Source organism: Owenweeksia hongkongensis DSM 17368, assembly GCF_000236705.1.
GTDB lineage: Bacteria > Bacteroidota > Bacteroidia > Flavobacteriales > Schleiferiaceae > Owenweeksia > Owenweeksia hongkongensis.
The window spans coordinates 2,591,665-2,613,262 of the sequence record NC_016599.1 but is presented as its reverse complement, the minus strand read 5'-3'; the positions used below and the strand labels follow the sequence as shown (position 1 = coordinate 2,613,262).

Here is a 21,598-nt window from a genome sequence, read left to right as displayed (position 1 = left end):
ACATATTGCCAAATAGTTGGCACGCGGTCAAATTTCTACACAAAAGCCTTCTCCAATACATCTCCTACAAAATACGCCAGCGTGGCTGCAGCTCCACCAAGAAATAAGGTTTCGAGAATACTTCGCAAAATTTTGGTCTGAGTAACTATGGCTTTGAGCCCTCCAATTAGCGCAAAAGTCAGAGCGGTAAGGGTTGAAGAAATTACGAATAAATCTGAGTCTACATCTCCGAAATAATCTACAACGTAAGCCAGCAAAGGAATAAGCCCAAAAAGCTGAAAACTTAAAAAGGTAACCCCGCCCATTGCCAGAGGAGATTTACTTTCTTCCATCATTTCCAGCTCCTCCTTCATCATTACATCTACCCAGCGGTGGCGGTCTTCAGTAATTACATCTACAACTTGCTCCAGCAATTCGCCTTCAAAGCCTTTGGCCTCGTATATCTCACGTACCTCAGCTCTTTCCTTGTCGGGAAGGTTATCTACTTCCCAATATTCCACAGCCTTGTGTTTATTGTAATTCTCCTTTTCACTTTTGGTAGATAAATAGCTACCTACAGACATCGCAAAACCATCAGCAATAAGATTGGCAAACCCTAAAATGATAACCACCTTGCTATCCAATTGAGCACCAGCGGCACCCGCCACCACCGCAAAAGTGGTTACACTTCCATCTATTCCGCCATACACAAACTCCCCCAGGTAATCCTGGAAACGGTTTATGAGTGAATGTTTGCTTCCGTGAATTTTATCTTCCTGATGATGAGGCATTGTAGGCATAGAGTGCGCTTTTTATAAAATTAAAGGTAAAGGCTTATTCCAAAAAATGGTATCCATCACCTTTATTGTTTCATTATCATCTAAGCCAAATAGAAAGTTTCTCTAACTTCAAAGTATCTTGCCCTACATTAAAAAGGTATGCTTTGATACTGGCATCTTTAGGATAATCTTTTGGTAACAAGAAGGTATAATTTGCCTCATTTCCACCATCTCTCTCCATTTCCTTCGCTACATTAAAGCTGGCAAATGCAAGAACACTATCCTTATAAACTTCAAATGCAAGTTCCGTTTTGGGGCCATACCCCTCCACTTTTAAGCAAACATCGGCTGCATGATAATTACTAATAGTAAAAAAGCGGTGGGCATCACTATTAACACCCAAAAACATTTGATTAGGTAAAACCTCCTTATTGGAAATGCTTTGATAATGCACGCCTCTCGTTGCCATACCTACAAATTCCTTCCAGTTCCAAACCCCAAAAGTGTAGCAACCTCCAAAACTATGGGCCAGACTAAGAGTAAACATCATTGAAGTAATTAGTAAACCTCTCATAAGCTTTACCCTTTTTAATTCATTTAGCCACAGCGCCAGAGGTATAAAAAACAATACACTAAACTCTACAAGGTTTCTGCTCCCAAATGAGCAACCAAAAAAGTAAACATGCCAGGAGGCCATTAGGTAGCAAAAACCTAAGAATCCTATTATTAATACTTGGTTTTCCCTTTGTTTTATCTTTCTAAAAATTGCTACAATAGCAAGCAAATAAGCTGGTGAATACAAAAACAAACCCGCCAATGGCGCAAACCAAAACTCGATGAGCATTGGACTCTTCCAATTGCTAAAACCTTCATTGCCGTAAGAGTAATGAATGGCGCTACCAGAAGTATATTTCCAATACAAAAACTGTGGTGCTAGCATTAATACGGCCATGGTAATTCCCACCATTACTTTGGATATACTTAGTTGCCTCTTTGCCCAATGCCAATCTCTTTTATAAAGGAAAAGAAGGTAAAACACGGCCATCGGAATGAAGAGTAAGTTAATTGGTCTTACTGCAACTATAAGCCCACAAATTGCCCCAACAGCAACGAGGTTTATCCAATTTAGTCCATTTCTACATACTCTATTAAAAACATAAATAAACGCACTAAAAAGGAAAAACGAGTAGATGTGGCTCATTCCCGTATTATCCACTCCGTAATAATAGGTACTTGTTCCGAAGAAAATAACACTGATAATGACCCAGGCTATTTTGCGCTGTACCCGCTCTATTAGAAATAAATAAAATAGCCACAGCCCTATGCTCGCATAAAACCAAGCCGCGCAGTTGGGAACATTGTGATAATTACCTGAAAAGCCATCTATGCGTCCTCCGGTAATTTTGGTGTGAAGATGGACCAAGCCGAAAAAAGGAGCTTGTAACATGGCTACTCCCACCGCATATTTAGTAATCATTTTTCCGCTGGTGGTGTCTACATGAAAGCCATGCCCAATACTTTTTAGTAACGTATCAGGCATTTCACTCCCGTCAAAATCATAAATAAATGCACCCGGCAAATACATATAATAGCCTGCCTGGTCAGCCCAAAGCTCTCCCTTAAAATGGAAATATTCCCTAGGCTTGCGCTTGCTATAAATAAGCAATCCAATTACCACCATGATAATGGCTAATGCACCTAGTTTATTCTTTTTCAAATACTTAATTGTTTGCATTATACTTTATACGGGCTTTCATAAAAAAGCCCCGACATAATGCCGAGGCTCCTAAAGTCTCTATTTAATTTATATCCTACAAATCAAACTTGATACCTTGTGCTAGTGGCACTTCCGTAGAATAGTTGATTGTATTTGTCTGACGCCTCATGTAGGCTTTCCAGGCATCAGAGCCAGATTCGCGTCCACCGCCAGTTTCTTTTTCGCCACCAAAAGCACCGCCAATTTCAGCACCGCTAGTACCAATGTTTACGTTTGCAATTCCGCAATCGCTACCTTCTGCCGAAAGGAATCTTTCTGACTCACGCATATTGGTAGTCATTATTGCAGATGATAATCCTTGCGGTACATTGTTTTGAATGGCAATTGCTTCATCCAAATCTTTGTATTTCATGATGTACAAAATTGGAGCAAAAGTCTCAGTACAAACAATTTTGTAATGGCTTTCCACTTCAATGATGCAAGGCTTCACATAGCAGCCACTTTCGTATCCTGCACCTTCTAATCGACCACCTTCTACAAGCACGGTTCCACCTTCTTCCTTTGCTTTCTTGATTGCATCTTCATACATATCAGCCGCCATGGTGTCAATAAGTGGACCTACGTGATTATTCATATCCAGAGGATCACCAATGCGCAATTGGCTATAAGCTTTCTTCAGTTTTGTCTTTACTTCATCGTACATGCTTTCATGGATGATTAATCTACGTGTAGAAGTACAACGCTGACCAGCTGTACCTACAGCCCCAAATACGGCTCCTACCAAAGTTGCATCTAAATCAGCATTTTCGGTAATGATGATGGCATTGTTTCCACCTAATTCCAACAGAGATTTTCCTAGTCTTTTAGCTACAGCTGTACCTACTTCGCGCCCCATACGGGTGCTACCGGTGGCTGATACCAAAGGAATCCTTCCATCATTACTCATGTACTCTCCAATCTCGCGACCACCATTTATAAGACAGGAAATTCCTTCCGGAAGATTGTTTTCTTTAAGTACCTCGGCCATTATATTTTGGCAGGCAACACCTGTAATTGGAGTTTTCTCGGATGGTTTCCAAACGCAAACATCGCCACAGGCCCAAGCTAGTGCCGTGTTCCAGCTCCAAACAGCCACAGGGAAGTTAAATGCAGAAATAATTCCTACTGTTCCCATTGGGTGCCATTGCTCGTACATTCTGTGCTTAGGACGCTCCGAGTGCATGGTAAGCCCATAAAGTTGGCGGCTAAGCCCTACTGCAAAGTCACAGATATCGATCATCTCCTGAACTTCTCCCCAGCCTTCTTGCAGGGATTTTCCCATTTCATAGGAAACAAGTTTTCCAAGGGCATCTTTTTTCTCACGTAGCTTATCTCCAAACTGACGAACTATTTCGCCACGTTGAGGAGCTGGCATCATTCTCCAAGTTTTAAAAGCCTCTTGTGAAGTTTTGATTACCTCATCATATTCTTCCTTTGTAGTGGTAGTAACCTTAGCTATCAGCTTGCCATCTACTGGTGATTTTGATTCGATAACTTCACCACTTCCAAAATTCTTCTGACCGGTTGATGTTCCTGAATTCTCGGCTTTTACACCAAGTTCATTTAATATATCTTCTATCTTAAAATCGCTCATGCTCAATAATTTTAAGGCGAAGTTAAAAGAAAGTGCGAGGGGATAAAATGATGAAGCATTTATCTTAAAATATGCCTCTAGAAATCAAACCAGGTGCGAAAAAAAACCACAATAAGAAATAGAGCGGCAATCGTTAATACCATTGACAAAAGCATTCTTAACACTTTTTGACGATCCTCTTCCTTCGCTTTTTCCCTTACTTCTCTTCGAAATTTTTTCCATTCGGCTGCGGTAAACTTCCTATCAGCAGTAGATAAAATACTAGTCGTGTTCAAGTGTTTTTCTAACTGTTCACCATATAGCTGCTTTAGATAAGCATAGGGTTTTTTGGGCTTACGCGAAGACACTGTCCTGTTATTTCCAAAGCTCATATGCTGATGTTAGTTTCGTTTCTACTTATTAATACGACATGAATTTGGATAATAGGACAATCCTCCCACGTCCTGCGGCCACCCCCTCCAGATGGGCTATCCACTCTGATCGTATTTCAGAATTGTTGTTACTACCTAATATTAACGGTTCTCCCTTTCGGGTAACGCACATTATACTTCAGGTCTAGCTTCTTTTCTTCTTTTGGTTCCAGCTTAAATTTCCAAACAATCTTGCCTGACTTATCATCCACAACTCCTTCACTACTTTCTACACGTTCCACAGTAATTTCATCATTACCCGAAATTGGGAATTGATCCATGATTTCTAAGTTGAGCGATGCAGTTTTGTTGTTGCGCACTTTTATTTCATAGTGGAATTTCTCTTCTTTCCTGTTGCTCCAAACTCGGCTTCCTTCTTTTGAAACCACCGCCTCTCGCTGTACAATTATGTTTTCATCTTTACCCAAAGAAATGCTCAGAGTATCCCCAGCCTCTTTTGGATTAAGAGCGGTTTCGCCCAAATAGGTTCCTTCAAAATAAATACATGCACTACCATTCATCAGGTTAAGCTCTTCCCAATCTGTAATACTTGCCGTAAGAAATGCATGCTCATTTAGTTTTGGAACAGCCTTGTACAAATAATCCGCTTCTTTCTCGTATTCCGTAATGGCCACTTTGTATGGCTCACCATCCGATGGAATGTCATAAGGTGTTTTTACATCAAACTTCAGGTTAACAGGGTTTTGAGAGATCTGAAACTTAGCAGTACTTGGAATATCCGCACTGCCTCTCACCTTTACTCCATCAATAAAATGTACCTCCCCCCTAGCTCCACGAATATTTGTTCCACCGTTTGCATTCACACTATTTGGAGCCATTGAAATCTCTCGTCTTTCCATTATTGTCTCCTCGCTTGTGTACTCTCTATCCATAAGCGGTGCCTCATAGGTTATCACCACTTCTTCCAGCTGGCTGGCGCTTTCGCTTAATCGGATAGTCTGAAAACGGTTGCGGTCATTTAGCCCCGTTGTGTATTTGTTATACCCCACATAGCTCACCTCCATCAGGCTCACAGCTGAGTTGGCGCTTACCTTAAACTTCCCATCAATATCAGTAGTTGCTCCACTTATCACCCTCCTGTAATTGTCCAGCAATACCACATTGGCAAAAGGAATAGACTCCGCGGTTTTTGCATCCAGCACCACACCATTAAACTCTCCGGTTACGCCTCCTTTTTGGGGTGTGGTAGGTCTTGTTTGTTGCTGATAATATCCTGGGTTTACAAAGTTCAAATACCAAGGATCCAATTCCGGTAAACGTCCACTTTCATAAGGGTTTCCTGTGCTTAATGTGATTTTCACATCGCCCCAGTCCTCACCCGTTTTTTGGTACACTTTGGCTTTGTACTCTATTTTCAATGGCTTACTAATATCTTCTACACGTAAATCATAATAGGGCTCCCAGCCTGCATCGGCCACCACATAACTAATGTTTCCTTTTGAATTTCCCGCTGCTGCGGCATCCACTTTTACCACCAAAACACCATTTGGAGTAGCGTCTTCAATTCGCATTTCCGAAAGGCTATTTAGTGTTTTTTGGCGCTCAATATTCAGTGCATCTATTTGCTCTTTTGCTTTACGCTGACGCTGTTTTATATCCGTCAACCGGGTTCTTACCAAATCCAGTCCTTGCTTCAGCTCTACTGTGTTTATTCCTTCCCATACATCAAAATCGGTGTTGGAAAGAAGTACCTCCTCTTCCCTTTTAGAAATTACCAAAACATCATTTTGAGTTCTAATATCTTCCTGCAACGACTTCAGTTTGGAACTCAAAGTTTGAGCCTCAAGCTTGCGTGCCTGGGTACCTTCATCGTAGCGTATTTCATAATTTAAAGACAAAATACTGATATCTCCTTCGGCAAAAAACTGGATTGATTTTTCATCTAACCCAGGCGAAAGTCCTTCAAAAGCCAAAGTGTTTTCGCCTTTTACCAAAGTCATTTTTACATCACGGCTCACCTGGGCCCCAATGGTAAAAATGGTAACCTCATTGATTTTTGATTTGATCAACTTTTCATCATTACCAAAAGAAAACAGAGGTATTAATGCCGCAAGAAAAATGGTGATAGCTTTCATGATAAACGTCTTTAGAATATTAGAGTAGGCTTTTGTGATTAGTTGCCTAAAACAAAAAATTCGCATCCTTGGTGTATTACCAAAGATGCGAATCTTTATCATTTCGTTGCTTGTAACTTATACCTTTTCAGCTTCCAAGCTTTTCTTTTTAACGTCAATTTTTTCCTTCTCGGTTTCACAAATTGGCTTTTTCATCACCTTGTTTCCGAGGTTCCAAAGGAAAATAATCAAGCCCACAATAAACACCTGGCTAAGGAATGTTTCCCAAGTAGGATACAATCCGATTAAGCTCCAGCGAAGGTCTATTGGCATTAAGCTTATACTTATTATTCCAGCTTCCTGAATAGAGTGCACACCTTTCCCGATAAGGACTACAGCCAAGAAAGAAATAATCATAGCCGAATATTTGAACAGTTGCGTGATCGGAATCTTTTTAGAATAACGCAATAGAAGAACTGAGATAACCAACAGAATGGCAAAGGCTACTACAATCCCCATTACAAATGAAAACTGATGATCTTCTCCTACTTCCATGTTTAAAGCTGAAAGGAAAAGTACCGATTCAAAAGCTTCTCTAAACACCACCATGAAGGATAAAAAAGCAAGGCCAAGCATGTTTTCCTTACGGGCCAAAACCTGAATTTTGCTCTTTACATAAGCCTGCCATTTTCCAGCTTCTGATTTGCTGTGCATCCAAAACCCTACATAGAGCAGCACTCCCACCGCAAAGATGGCGATGGCGCCTTCCATTACCTCTCGCTGCGCACCTGAAAAAGTGAAAAGTCTATCGGCTGCCAGCCAAAGTAAAAAGCCAACAACAATGGCAGCAACCCAACCTGAATGTACCCATACGGCCGCATTAGGCAGCTTTAGCGAGCGAATAATCCCAAGGATGGTAACGATTACCAGAAAGGCCTCAAGACCTTCTCTAAGGATGATGGAGAAAGACATTAAAAACGCCAACCATGCCGAAAACTCCTTTTCCGAAAGCATTACCTGCGCATCGTTTATCATGTCTACGCTTGCCACACCTATGGCTTCCACCTCGCTAGCATCGGCATCTTTTTCAATTGCACTTCTAAACTTTGCCAGTTGATTTTCTATCCCCACTGAAAAACTCGCGTCATTAGCTCTTAGTTGAGCTTCCACAGGTTCTACACCTTCCAAATAGGCTGTAAGCGCCAAGTTGCGAGCTTCATCTCTTCTGCCCTCTTTATAAGCTTCAACAGATAGGTTCAATAGTCTTTTGGCCTTTTGTAAATAATCACCCTGACTCTTTTCGGCTACCTCTTTTGGGTACAGTCTCAAAGCAGCAATTACTTCTTCATGATGCTCCGGAGCTATGGCCAAATCTAGTTTTAACTCTTCATTGCTCGAAGAAGCCAATCTCTCTAAATCAATTTCAGCATCTACTTTTTGTGCAGCATCTACACTAGTTTCTTTTCCTATTTGCGATAAGCTCAAAGCATAAAATGCCAGATCCCAAACCTCATCATCATTCAATTCATTGAAACCACGCATTCCTGTTCCTTCCACACCCAAACGAATAGTGTTATACGCTTGGAATGGTGACAAACCATTGGCTTTATCCGGACTATGAAAATTAGTAGGGGCTGGCTCTAAACCTGCAGATAAAGGGCCGTCTCCTCGGCCATCTTCTCCGTGACAACTTTGGCAATGCACTGCAAATAATGCTTTTCCACTTTTAAGCTCTGGCCAACGTTTTGGAGCAATTTCCAGATTGTAAAGACTGATAACTTCTTGCTTCAAGTTAGAAGCAACACTGTTTATTTTTTCCTGACTGGCCTTTTCATCCACCAACCTTTTGATCAGCATAATGTCAGATTGCAACTCGGCTGGAGCTTTTTTTCCAAGGTCATTTACCGTGGCGGCAAACTCTTGCATTTCGGTATACTCCGCCTGGCTGATTACTTTACCATTTTGCACGGCCATACCGTAGTCCACAGCTATGTAATCCAGCAAGTGAACCATCATACGAGCGTCTTCTCCCTGTGCCGATGCTTTTCCAAACCCTGCCATCATTACGATAGCTGCCAAATACAAGCGCCAAATACTTAAATACTTCAAGGTGATTTATTTAGACCAGTTAAAAATAAAACGCAAATATAATATACCCACTCCAACTGGGCATATCTATCCATAAATATTAGCTATCGGGACCATCAAATACTAAAAAAACCCATTGCACTACACAATGGGTTTTCATTAAATCTATATTAATAAACCGTTATGGTAAGGCATTCTGAAACGCCACATACCCACTATCCATTGATAAGCTAGTATCGCAACCTAGTTCATCTGCCTTTTCTTCAATGTTCTCTATCCTATTAACCGGGTTTGGATGCGTGCTCAAAAACTCAGGTGTAGTTCCTCCCTGCCCACTATTTTCCAATTCCTGAAAGAAAATCTTAGCTCCATCACATGCGTACTCGGTTTGTGCCAAATATTCAACAGAACGCTCATCCGACTCGGTTTCATACGCACGGCTAAACTGAAGTCCTGCCAAATTACCTGCTAGTTGTCCGGCAATTTGCTCTAGCTGACTGCTATTTTCTCCCAACAATATGCTCAACAATACAGATACTCCGTATTGCTTTTGAAGGTTTCTACTGGTGTGTCTCAAATCTGAATGAGCTACCTCATGACCTAAAACTCCGGCCAAGGCATCAGCCTCTTGAAGATACTTTATCAATCCGGTATACACATAAATGTAACCCCCTGGCGTTGCAAAAGCATTAAGCACCGCATCATCTTCAACAATAGTTACATCCCACTCAAACTCATCGCGATATGCCACCTCACCACTATTCAAAATTTCATTTACCATGGCATCCAAATAACTGTAAGCTGCCTCGTTTCCGGTCCTTGGCAACAATTTATAAGTTGGGTCACTCGCAATTTCATCTCTCACCTGCTTACCCAAGGCTATGTCATCGTTTACACTAAATAATAAAACCGTGTTGTCATTTTTATCACAACCAGCAATGCCTATGCTCATTGCAATGGCCATAAAACCTAATTTTAAACTTTTCATCATAATTCTGTAATTGTCTTTGTAGCAACGCATTTTGCTTATGCAAAGTTCGTAATATCTGCTTTGTGTGTACCTTGAGCTTACAAATTATCCCCTTTATCAATGGAACACTTGCTAAAATTACTGGAATATAACTTTTGGGCAAATGACCTTTTCATCACTAGATTAACATTAAATGAATCTATTCCCACCGAAGTCCAAAAGCAGCTTTCGCACCTACTCTCTGCTCACCAAATATGGTTGGGAAGAATAAACGGTCGCGGTAGTTTACCCTCTGTTTGGGAATCTATAGACCCTGAGACATGGGAAGGTGTAAATATTGAACTGTATAATGAAACCACGGATTTGGTGAAATCTATTTCACTAGGAACAACCTTCACTTATAAAAATACGCGAGGTATCCCTTTCCAAAATTCCCTCGAAGATCTGATCACGCATATTCTCCATCACAGTACCCACCACCGAGCTCAAGTTGCTCTACTTATGCGCCAGCATAGTATTTTACCTCCACAAAGTGATTATATTTTCTATCTACGCAAGTGAACAATCCGAACTCACCTGCTGTAATTGTTCTTTTAAAAACCTTATTTTCACCGTCTTAATTCAATATCACCCTTTAAAAATTTCTTTATTATGAAACTAAAACTTTTGGCACTTAGCATTTTAGCCGCATTTACTTTTAACAGCAATGCACAACATGGCGACAAACAAAAAAGACAAAGCCCACCTGCAACAATGGAGCATAAAATTGGCGATGCGTCAATTACAATTAACTACAGCCAGCCTTCCGTAAAGGGACGTGAAATATTTGGAGAATTAGTTCCTTACGGTAAAGTATGGCGTACGGGAGCAAATGAAGCAACTACCTTCACCACAGACAAGGATATAACCATTGGGGGGCAAAAATTGGCAGCTGGCACTTATGCCCTACTTACAATCCCAGGTAAAGATGAATGGACTGTAATTTTAAACACGGAAGCCAAGCAATGGGGCGCTTATAAATATGATGAGGAGAAAGACGCTGTGCGTTTTACTGTAAAACCTGTATCGCATGACATGACGGAAGCCATGACTTTCAGTGCAAAGAAAAACACTATCTATCTAGACTGGGCAGAAACCCGTGTTCCAATGGCAGTCAAATAATTTTTCTCGCAATAATATTTAAAGCCCGAACATTTCTGTTCGGGCTTTTTTTGTCAGAGCTATTTTTTAAAAGCTCCAATGTTTACTATTTGTATCCTTTTCAAAAGTTTACTTCATTATAACACAAAGCCCTTATAAGCACTAAAAATCAACACTTTACCTTCTTAACAGTTCCTTAACCTACAGTTTCTTATTAGTAAACTTTGTTGACTCATTTTTGCACTGTTCACAAATAACAACAATCAGGAATGAGGGGTAATACGTTAATTAACTTGATTTTAATCTGCTTTCTTTCTAGCAGTATTATGGCTCAAGTAGAGGTAAAAGGTAGAGCAGTTGGGAATGATGGACCATTGCCAGGAGCTGCTGTTCTACTTGTTGGTTCTAACCTTGGAGTTGCCACAGATTTCAATGGCGCATTTAAACTTACCAACATCCCTGCAGGTGAGCAAAGTATTGAAATCTCTTTCATTGGATTTGAAAATAAGGTAGTATCATTTAATGGTACAAATGGTCAGAAAATAAACTTAGGTGATTTAAAACTTACGGAAGGAGCAACTCTTGAGGAAGTAGAGATAACAGGGGCCTTGGATGAAGGTGAGCGAAAGGCACTACAAATGGTGAAACTTTCACCCCGCATTCTTAGTGTTGTTTCTAAAGAAGGGATAGAAAAGTTACCAGACCGTAATGCGGCAGAAGCGCTGCAGCGCATGCCTGGGGTGGTTATGGAAAGCGATCAGGGAGAAGGAAAATATATTTCCTTTAGAGGAACACCTACTGATTGGAGCTCCGCTCTAGTAAATGGAGATCGATTGCCTGTAGCTTCCGAAGAAATGGAGGGTAGAACCATGAATTTTGATATTCTACCCACTAGTTTGATCGAATATATCGAATACAATCAAAACCTTACTCCAAATATTGAAGGCGATGCCATTGGTGGTAGCGCCAACTTTATTACAAAATATATACCTGAAGAAAAGTCAATGGATTTTCAGGTGGGTTACGGTCACAACTTTAAAGCGGACAAACCTCTTTGGAATGCTTCCTTAAATTTTAGCGACAGAACAGAAAATAAAAAATGGGGCTATCAGGTAGGAGGATCTGTGTATAACAGAAACTGGGCTACCGACAATTATGAATTGTTTTATGGTAATAACGAAGATCAATCCATTGAACGACTAGAACTCCGAGATTATAATGGCACCCGCACCTCTTATGGCGCCAACGTACGGTTCGACTATAGACCCAATGCTAAAAATGAATTTTATGTATTAGGTTTTGGTGGCTTGCTTAAGGATGATGAGTATAACCTGAAAACCATGTACAACTGGGTGGCAGGAGTTGGTCAGTCTATTCGTGTTCAAAATATCCATAACATTATGCAAAACCGCGTTATGGGTGGTGAAGTAGGAGGTAATCACCATTTAAACGATCGCTTTAGTGTAAACTGGAAAGCAGCCCAATATGATGCCCATTTTGGATTTGGAAATGTTCCTTTTGAAGATGGAGATAATAGAAATGGCTATTATGTAGTAGAGTTCGAAAAACAAGTATACTTCACTGACTACCTATACCTTGACGCTGATGGAAATAGGACTGATGAAAGAAATTCTACCTCCCGTATGCGCCTGTTGGATATTGATAGTCCATTTGATGATTACGGTGATTCATATGACAATATTCAGCCAGAGTATGTGAACCTGGTTGCCAATAAGCCCACAGATACTATGTTTCAGTTTACCAGAGCCTATACTGAAACCATGGAGCACACGGAGCGAGACCCTTTGGTACTTTCCCTTAATGGAACTTATGATTTAAGCAAGAAACTAAAACTCCACGCTGGCTTTAAGTTTAGAAACAAAGTAGGAAGCAGAAGTATAGGTTTTGAAAAATGGGTAAGAAACCCCGAATACCGCGACCCAATAGTTTTAGGTGAGTTTGAAACCAGAGAAATACCAAGGAAAGACCAGTACCTGAGTGAATTAGATGGCAATTATGTAGATGATGTGTATCCTTTTCTCGCAGAAAATGAACTGAATAATTTTCTGGAGAACAACGAAGATCGTTTGCTCTATTTACCATTTGGTCCTGATATAGAGTACTATCGAGAGTTTGTTGGTTCTTCATTTACCTATACCGAAAATGTAACGAGTGGATACGTCATGGCTGACTTTAAACCTACCCCACGATTCTCCATGAATGTTGGCGTAAGATTAGAGCAAACGGATGTAGAAATTATTGCGGACGCAGTAGAAGAAGACACCATCAACTTTACGCGTAATCTTTCGCAAAAGGAACTGCAAAAGAACTATCTGTCCGTACTTCCAATGATGAGCCTGAAATTTTCTTTAAACGAAAAACAAAACATCCGAGCTTCCATTACACGTTCTTTCAGAAGGCCAAATTTTAATGAAATGAAGCCTGGTGAACCTGAAATTCACTATACACATTTTCATGTAATTTATGGTAACCCCGATTTGAAGCCCACTTACGCCTGGAATACAGACTTGTCTTACCAATACTTCTTTGGGCTGGATGGGATGATTACAGTAACTGCTTTTTACAAGTATGTTACCGACCATATTTATACGGCTTATCAGGCTACTGAACTGGAAAATGAAGGTTCGGCAAACACAGTAAACCTTAATGTAAATGCCAAACGTTTTGAAAACGCGCCTTATGCTCATGTAGGAGGTTTGGAGTTTGTGATAAATAAAAAGTTCTCATTCCTCCCCGGAATATGGAAAAACCTGGGTGCTCAATTGAATTACTCCTTCACATCTTCTAGCATGAAAATGGAAGCACGTCCAACCTTACAGGATTTACCAAGACAGGCAAGGGATGTATTTAATTCGAGACTGTTTTACGAAGGCAAAAAGTTTAGTGCAAATCTGGCGCTCAACTATCGCTCACCATATTTAATGGAGTTTAGTTTTTATGCTGCTCCTGATCCCGAAACCGGTGAAATGGTAAACCTTAGAACCAACAATGACTACGATACCTACATGGGCAAAAGTCTTACGCTAGATGCTTCTATTCATTATAATTTAACTAAAAAACTAAGTGTGTATGCGGAGGCAAATAACCTCCTTAACACACCCTATGTAATATACCGAGGGCAGCGCGAACGCCCAGTTAAGACTGAGTATTATTCAATTAGAGCTTTAGTAGGAATGAAATATCAAATCTTTTAACAATTATCACAATGAAAAAAAGAGTACAATTTTTTGCAGCACTCACTTTAGGAGTGTTAATGGGAACTGCAGGTTATGCACAAAAGACCTTTAAGGAAAGAAAAGTTCTTTTCATTGGTATTGATGGCGTGCGCAGTGATGCACTTAATGCGGCCAACACCCCAAACATGGACTCACTTATGAATGCCGGTATCAGCACTTTTGATAGCTGGCATTTGGGGATTACATCATCAGGACCAAGCTGGAGCTCTATGCTTACCGGTGTATGGGAACCAAAACACGGTGTTACAAACAATAGCTATGGTGGCGCAGATTATGGCAATTACCCATATTTCCCTACGCGTGCTAAAGAAGTTGACCCTAACCTTAAAGCGGTACAAATCATTACTTGGAATCCCATGGATGACGCCAGCAATGGTACAGGGGGTTACGTTTTTAATTCCAGCTGGGATCAAGCGATTGATGCAGGTACATATGGCCAAGGATTGGTTACATCTGCGGCTAAAATTCAACTCCAAGATCCAGATTTGGATATCTTATTTATACACTACGATGAATGCGATGCTGCAGGTCATGGAACCGGTTTTGATTTAAATAGCCCTACTTACATGAATGCTATTCAAACAGTAGATACCGAAATAGGTGAAGTAATGAAAGCTTTGATGAAGCGACCAACCTTTGCTGATGAAGATTGGCTGGTATTGTGCACTACAGATCATGGTGGTAATGGCTATGGACATGGTGGAAACTCAAACACTGAACGCCATATCTGGTGGTTTGCTGCTGCTGAAAGTTTACCAAAAATGACTGTTACAGGCGCTGACCCTGGCTCTTATCAAATGCCCACCAATCCAGTTAATCCTACCTTGCTTGAAACCACTCCTGTTTTAACCGACATCGCAGTTACAGCAATAGATTGGATTCTACCTTTTGATGCTCCTAAAAACCACACTAACTGGGGATTGGACGGGAAATCATGGATTCCCGATTCATTGAGCATCATTGATACAAACACCGTTGGATTTGATGAAAGAATCTTGGCAACTAATGTGAAGTTTTATCCAAACCCTGCCCAAAATGAACTTACTATAGAATCTACAAGTACAGAACAAGTGCAGCTTTTGATGCTATCACTTACCGGAGCTGCTGCAGTAGAGATGAACATAAATGAGGGTAAAACCACAATCGATGTGAGCAATTTTGCTAAAGGAATTTACATCATCAGGCTTTCTTCAACGGAAGCGGTAATAACTCAAAAAGTAATAATTGAATAAACTAAAAAGGCCCGTTGCAGCGGGCCTTTATTAATTATCTAATAATCGTAAACAAACAATTTAGACATGTCAAAAGTAAGGACTTTCCTATTATCATGTTTTGCGCTGCTTGCACTAGGTGCTTGGGCACAACAAGGCGGTGCAGGTTCTGCCTTGTATTTTCCTGCCACATCTGCTTCTGAGCACCTTCGCTTGGATACAGCAATAAATGATGTAATTGATACCACCGACTTTACCATAGAATGGTGGATGCGTGGTGAGGCCATGAGTGGTGATCCCGGTATAATTGCCAACAAAAATTGGAATAGTGGTAATAACCCTGGCTTTATTGTAGCGCGAACAGGTAGTTCTACAATAAAAGTTAATGGCCGCTTCAGTGGTGGTAGCCGTTTCGACTTAAACAATGTTAGCATTCCAGCTTTGGAAACAGACTGGGTACACATAGCAATAGTTTTTGACCGTAGAAGTAGCCATCCTGATTTAAAAATTTACGCCAATGGATTGATAGTAGATTCATTAGTGCTTAGTGGAAGTGTACCCACCGGTGCTATGGCTCCAAATTATCCCATTGTAGTAGGGCAGGATGGTACCGGAAGCTATGGCCATAAATACAAAGGTACTCTGGATGAAGTACGCATTTGGAATGAAGCACGAACAGCAGACGATATTCGTACAACTATGTGTCATTCTCTAGTTGGAACAGAAACTGCGCTTGTAGCCGCTTATAGTTTTAATAATATATCAGGCTCAGTAGTGCCAGATGCTACTGGTATGCACGATGCTTTGTTGATCAATGCACCATCCGTAGTTAGCTCAGGAGCCGCAGTTGGAGATACTTCTGTATTTGTTTACCCAACTAGTTGGTCAGCACAAAGTCTAAACCTGAACTCGGCTGCAAACGGAAACATTACTCTTGACAGTATTCAAAACGGTGCTGCGGGGTTACACTTGTACAGAACTACCGCTGCGCCAAGCAGTGTTACCGGTATCAAAGCATTGGCCACCAATGATGTATTCTTTGGTGCATACGCAGTAGCCGATACTGGAATTGAATACAACATTACGTATGACTATTCAAGTTTTGCTCTTGCTGTAGCAAATGAAGATAGCTTGGAACTATTTGCTCGAGGTGGTGGAGATAGCCTTACCTGGAAAACGCTTCCAGCCGCCAGATACAAAACAAATGATGAGATAAAGACCAGAAGTTTATCAGGTAAATACAACGAGGTAATCCTTGCAAATTTTGCCGGTTATGTTTGTGCTGCACCTTCTTTGGGTACCTCTTCAAACATTACTTACAACAGCGCACAGCTTGCGTGGACTAGTGGTGGAGCACTAGTATGGGATATCGAATACGGTTCAGTAGGTTTTACCGCTGGTACAGGCACCTTGATTTCTGGTATTACCAGCAACCCGTATACTCTTAATGGTCTCATCCCGAGCACTAATTATGAGTTTTATGTAAGAGATAACTGCGGTAGCTTAGGTAGTTCTGTATGGGTAGGGCCATTCAGCTTTGCCACTACGGCAGCTCCAGCTTGTAATGCCCCTTCTTCTCTAAGTGTTTCCAGCCTTGGATTTAACAGTGCTAATCTAAACTGGGTAACGGGTGGTTCAAATCTTTGGAATGTAGAATATGGAACAACAGGATTTACTTTAGGCAGTGGAGCTAAGTTGGATTCTGTTTATACTAATTCTTACTTCCTAAACGGACTTTCTCCAAATACCACTTACGATTTTTATGTTCAGGATACTTGCAACTTTGCCAATGCTTCAGCATGGGTTGGCCCATTTACATTCACCACTCTAAATGATTATAGTAAAATGGGTAGTGGAACATCATTGAGTATTGATGGTAATGGATATGTCGATCTTTCTGGTGGAAAAGTTTCAGCTGAGTCAATCGGCTTGCCTGATTCTGCAATCACTTTGGAAGCCTGGGTAAAACCATCTTCATTTGGTCAGTGGAAATCTATAGTATCCTTTATTCAGGATAATGGAAACTTTGAGCGTGGATGGGACTTGGAAACTAGTAATAATAATAAACTTGCTTTTGCCCTTAAAAGTGATTCTGCTTCTAGCCTTACCTATTTGGAAACTACAAACAGCTTTAATACCGATGAATGGATGCATGTCGCTGGTGTGTATGATGGAGATACAATGAAAATTTATGTAAACGGAGTATTGGAAGCCAGTAGCACTTCTCAAACAGGAGCTATAGACTATGCTGATAGCTGGTTGGTAATCGGTAGTTATAAAGATGATAATGAGGATAACAGAGTGGATGCTGAAATTGATGAAGTGAGAATATGGAATTCTGCTCGTAGTGCTTCAGAAATTCGCCAGTACATGTGCCAAAAGCTAAATGGAAATGAAGCCGACCTAGTAAGTTACTATACGCTTAATGAAGGTTCAGGAACCAGCGTGATGGATCAAGCAGGGAATAATCACGGAACTTTTACAGCCCTAACCCCTGCAGCATGGCAAGTATCAGGAGCTCATATTGGTGATACTTCTGTATATGCTTATGCTACTGATTATTCTCAAGTTGCTCTTAGCCTTGCTTCTGCAGGTTTTGGAGATGTAGCTATTGATTCTATAATTAATAACCCTGAAGGTATTCATCTTTACAAAGTAGATACTCTACCAAATTTCACCTTGGGTATTAGTGATTTAGGAAATCAAGAAGTACACTTTGGAGTTTTCCTAGCTGAAGGTTCTACCAATGCTTCTTATAATTTCACTTATGATTATAGCGGTTTTGCAGATGCTGTAAGCAATGAAGCATTTCTAAACATTTACAACCGTAAAGATGCCTCTTATCACAACTGGGTAAATACTGGTGCTGCCAGACTTCTAAATAATGATGAGGTGAAACTTACCGCTACAGCAGCAAACAAGCAGTTGATCCTTGCAGATTTTACCGCTCCATCATGCGCGTCTTCTACTGGCCTTACCGCCACCAATGTTCAATTCTTTTATGCTGATATAGCTTGGACTGCTGGTGCTGCAGGAACCTGGAAAGTAGAATACGATAAATCAGGATTTGCTATTGGATCCGGAATGAAGCAAACTATATCAGGTACTCCGGCTACTACCTTATCAGGTTTACAACATAGCACTACTTATGATTATTATGTAAAAGATAGTTGCAGCACTACAGATCAAAGTAGCTGGGTAGGCCCATTCACTTTTACCACTATGAATGTTTGTCCAGAGGCCGATTCACTATCAGTAGTTTCTGTGACTGGAAACTCAGCCACCTTTAGTTTTTCATCTACAGGAACAAATGCTGATTGGGATATCCAGTGGGGGCCAACAGGATTTACACCTGGTGTGGGTATTATTACAAAAGTGTCGGGTAATCCTGCTGATCTTTTAAACCTCTCGAAGAGCACTACTTACGATGCTTATGTTCGTGCAAATTGCGATAGCATCAATAGCGGCTGGATTGGGCCTGTAACTTTTACAACAGATTCAATTGGTGGATTTAGCATTGGTGAAAATAATTTGGCTAATTCCTTGAATGTATTTCCCAACCCAAATCATGGTGAGTTTACAATTAGCGTTGAGTTGCTAGATCAATTTACAATCAGCATTCTAGATTTGAGTGGAAAAGTAATTTATTCTCATACACAACTCAATGGAGGAAAGTGGGAGGAAAAGATGACTTGGAAAGAACTACCTAAAGGTTTGTACATCATTAAATTGAATAATGATGAAGGACATTTCAGCAGGAAAATGATTATTGAATAGAAGAGGGTTAGTTTTTTATGTGTGATAACCGCTTCGGGAAACCGGGGCGGTTTTTTTATTTAGATATATTACCCTGATTGCATTTATCTTATAATTGACAGGGTAATCTCTACCACTACATTCTCAACATACTTATCCAGCTTCACCTTCTTCACTTTAAATAATGGAGCGCTGCATTGCTTAAACATGCAAATAGATGGGGAGTTGAACGAAAAATATATACTTCCGCAAACAGCTTTAAATGCTTTTAGATCGTGCATTTAAAACCTAAAGAGAGAAGTACACCAAGGAAAGTATATTCAATATGCTTACTTTAAAACAGTACTATCGCCAAACCATTGAGATAGCTGCTGTTCTCTTAACCGAATTACGACAGCACCATTTTACCTTGCAATTCTTCAACTTTTCTGCTGGTCTTTTTTTTAAAGTACAGAAGACAAAAACTAGCGGAAAGGATGGTAATAATACTAAAGGCATAACTCAAACCTACAGTAAAAGAAAGCCAATTGATAGAAGGCGCTCCAAAGTTTTTATAAAGCAATAACCCTACGCTACCCATATACCCGAAAGAATCTGCCAGATATATGAGAAAGCCTACGTTAGCACTTTCCTTAATTGTGGCAATCAATCTATCAAAGAGCATAGTATTGAACATAGTGTAGCCTAAATAAAGCCCAAAGCCTATACCGGTCATCCAAAGGATGGGAGATATTAATTGCAATTGAAGTAGCCAGGTAGAAACACCTGCAATCACGCCCCCAAATAATATTGCTATAAAATTTATTCTAAGTGCTTTAGTGTTATTTTTTACAACAACTAATGAGGCGGTAATTACTAAGGTGATAATAGCAATTGGAATTTCAGTGAGGCTCAATAGCTCCGGCTGAGATGCGTATCCCAAGCCTTGCCATATTTCTACAGCAAAGTTGTCTCTAAAGTCACGATAGGCCGTCATAGCCATGTAAATGAATATTAATACTGAAAGCCCCAGTGCATGCTTTTTGAAGAAGGCTAGTCTTTGCTTTCTATCCATAGGCTTTCTTGCACTTCTAAGCGCTACATCATCAGCCTTGGGCGCAGGAATTTTACTCAACATCCATGCACCTGCAAGAAGTAAAGGTAAGTATAAGAGCCCTGTATAAAATGGCATCCAAAAGTCTGAAACCCCAAAGTCCATAATAAGCCAACGTCCGGTATTTTTTACAACTCCCGATGAAACGATAAAACTAACGCTGAGGCCGGCTCCTAGAAGTTCAGTAAACTTTCTACCTTCTAAAAAGCTAAAGACAATTCCCCAAATCATACCCAATGGAAGACCATTAACAAAAAGCCAAATAAAACTGTATGGGAAGGGTGTGATTGCGAAAAGTAACAATGCCAGTTGGGCAATTCCTATAAGAATAAGCAAGAAACTAATTCGGTGCGATGGTTTCAGCTCAGAAACCAGCTTAATACCGCTAAACTTTGAAAGCATGTATCCTAAAACCTGCGCTATGATGAGAACTATCTTATAGTCCATTCCGTAAAACTCTAACCCATCAAAGGTGCCTGCACTAAACGGTTTACGAAAAGCATACATAGCAAAATAGGTGGAGAAGGCAGCTAGAGAGGCCCAGCTTGTAAATAAAATAGAGCTTCTGTTGAGATACTTTTGAATCATCCTGTTCTTCTAAAATTGGTTTACAAAACTAGGCTGAACAAGTGTGTAAAAGTTTACAAATGGTAAAACTTAACAGGAACTTAATGTCGAATTTTGACCAATACTACTACTTTTGTTTCTTAATTGTAAACAACAATAAATTCTGAAAGATGGATATTAAACTTGCAGTGCTTGACATGGCAGGAACGACCGTAAGAGATAACAAAGAAGTGGAAAATTGCTTTGCTGAATCTCTTGTGCAAGCTGGTTTGCAGATCAGTGAAGAACGTATACTGGCAGTTCAAGGGTGGAGTAAATATTTTGTGTTTGAAACCCTTTGGGCTGAGGTCATTGGAAAAGATCATCCTGACTACCGAAAAAGGGTAGATGAAAATTACGCACTATTTAAGCAAATACTTGAAAATCATTATAAAAAACATCCCGCCCAGCCGCAGCCTTTTGCTGAAGAAACATTTCAATGGCTTCGTGAGAAAGGAGTAAAAATAGCCCTCACCACTGGTTTTTACCGAGAAATTACAGATGTAATTCTTGCACAGCTTGGATGGAATAAAGGCTTAGATGACAATCATCTAGCCAACGGTCAAGGAATTATCAATTGTTCGCTTTGCAGTGATGATGTAGAAAATGGCCGACCAGCACCAGACATGATTTTTCTTGCCATGAAAAAATTAGGAATCAATGATGTAAAACAAGTTTTAAAAATAGGGGATACTCCTTCTGATTTAGAAGCTGGTAAAGCAGCAGGGGCAGGAGTAAACCTTGGTATTTTGAACGGGACTCATACTAAGGCTCAATTACAAGCAATAGAAAATACCGATTTGATAGAAGATTTACGCGGTATTAAAAATTATATAAACAACGAAGTGATTGTTTAATTTTGGATAGATGTGATGATCGAGAGC

General features: G+C 40.3%; 14 protein-coding genes. 6 read left to right on the top strand and 8 right to left on the bottom strand.

The features are described 5' to 3' along the window. Positions 1-35: 35 nt before the first annotated feature. The 7 genes from OWEHO_RS11520 to OWEHO_RS11490 all read right to left on the bottom strand — a co-directional run bounded on the left by OWEHO_RS11520 (position 36) and on the right by OWEHO_RS11490 (position 9,672). Entirely contained in the window at positions 36-779 is a 744-nt protein-coding gene (locus tag OWEHO_RS11520; protein ID WP_014202654.1) for a VIT1/CCC1 transporter family protein, read from the bottom strand. Between the two features lie 76 nt (positions 780-855). Next, positions 856-2,475, bottom strand: coding sequence for an ArnT family glycosyltransferase (locus OWEHO_RS11515; RefSeq protein WP_143764586.1), 1,620 nt, complete (start codon positions 2,473-2,475; stop codon positions 856-858). Between the two features lie 94 nt (positions 2,476-2,569). Beyond that, positions 2,570-4,108: an L-piperidine-6-carboxylate dehydrogenase gene (gene amaB, locus OWEHO_RS11510; RefSeq protein WP_014202652.1), complete on the bottom strand. Its 1,539-nt coding sequence runs from the start codon at positions 4,106-4,108 to the stop codon at positions 2,570-2,572. Between the two features lie 77 nt (positions 4,109-4,185). Further along, the gene (locus OWEHO_RS11505) at positions 4,186-4,479 is read right to left on the bottom strand and encodes a hypothetical protein (protein ID WP_014202651.1); all 294 of its coding nucleotides are present in this window, start codon (positions 4,477-4,479) and stop codon (positions 4,186-4,188) included. Positions 4,480-4,610: 131 nt separating this feature from the next. Then, on the bottom strand, positions 4,611-6,614 hold the full coding sequence (locus OWEHO_RS11500; protein ID WP_014202650.1) for a mucoidy inhibitor MuiA family protein: 2,004 nt from the start codon (positions 6,612-6,614) through the stop codon (positions 4,611-4,613). 117 nt (positions 6,615-6,731) lie between these two features. Beyond that, the gene (locus OWEHO_RS11495) at positions 6,732-8,702 is read right to left on the bottom strand and encodes a cytochrome c/FTR1 family iron permease (RefSeq protein WP_014202649.1); all 1,971 of its coding nucleotides are present in this window, start codon (positions 8,700-8,702) and stop codon (positions 6,732-6,734) included. A gap of 160 nt (positions 8,703-8,862) precedes the next feature. After that, positions 8,863-9,672 carry a M48 family metalloprotease gene (locus OWEHO_RS11490; RefSeq protein WP_041628216.1) on the bottom strand — a complete coding sequence of 270 codons (810 nt, stop codon included), beginning with the start codon at positions 9,670-9,672 and terminating at the stop codon, positions 8,863-8,865. Between the two features lie 99 nt (positions 9,673-9,771). Between OWEHO_RS11490 and OWEHO_RS11485 the strand changes: the two genes are divergently transcribed. The 5 genes from OWEHO_RS11485 (at position 9,772) to OWEHO_RS11465 (ending at position 19,036) form a co-directional block, all read left to right on the top strand. Next, positions 9,772-10,212 (top strand): DinB family protein, encoded by a 441-nt coding sequence (locus tag OWEHO_RS11485; RefSeq protein WP_014202647.1) that lies wholly within the window; start codon positions 9,772-9,774, stop codon positions 10,210-10,212. Between the two features lie 90 nt (positions 10,213-10,302). Further along, positions 10,303-10,812, top strand: a complete 510-nt coding sequence (locus OWEHO_RS11480; RefSeq protein ID WP_014202646.1) for a DUF2911 domain-containing protein — start codon at positions 10,303-10,305, stop codon at positions 10,810-10,812. A gap of 305 nt (positions 10,813-11,117) precedes the next feature. Then, entirely contained in the window at positions 11,118-14,006 is a 2,889-nt protein-coding gene (locus OWEHO_RS11475; RefSeq protein ID WP_169312786.1) for a TonB-dependent receptor, read from the top strand. Positions 14,007-14,017: 11 nt separating this feature from the next. Further along, positions 14,018-15,280: an alkaline phosphatase family protein gene (locus tag OWEHO_RS17940; RefSeq protein ID WP_014202644.1), complete on the top strand. Its 1,263-nt coding sequence runs from the start codon at positions 14,018-14,020 to the stop codon at positions 15,278-15,280. A 66-nt stretch (positions 15,281-15,346) separates the two neighbouring features. Beyond that, entirely contained in the window at positions 15,347-19,036 is a 3,690-nt protein-coding gene (locus OWEHO_RS11465) for a LamG-like jellyroll fold domain-containing protein (RefSeq protein ID WP_014202643.1), read from the top strand. A gap of 367 nt (positions 19,037-19,403) precedes the next feature. On the opposite strand, the gene OWEHO_RS11460 is transcribed toward OWEHO_RS11465, so the two are convergent. Next, on the bottom strand, positions 19,404-20,696 hold the full coding sequence (locus OWEHO_RS11460; RefSeq protein ID WP_014202642.1) for a DUF5690 family protein: 1,293 nt from the start codon (positions 20,694-20,696) through the stop codon (positions 19,404-19,406). A gap of 149 nt (positions 20,697-20,845) precedes the next feature. On the opposite strand from OWEHO_RS11460, the gene OWEHO_RS11455 reads away from it, so the two are divergent. Beyond that, entirely contained in the window at positions 20,846-21,571 is a 726-nt protein-coding gene (locus OWEHO_RS11455; RefSeq protein ID WP_014202641.1) for an HAD family hydrolase, read from the top strand. Positions 21,572-21,598: the final 27 nt, after the last annotated feature.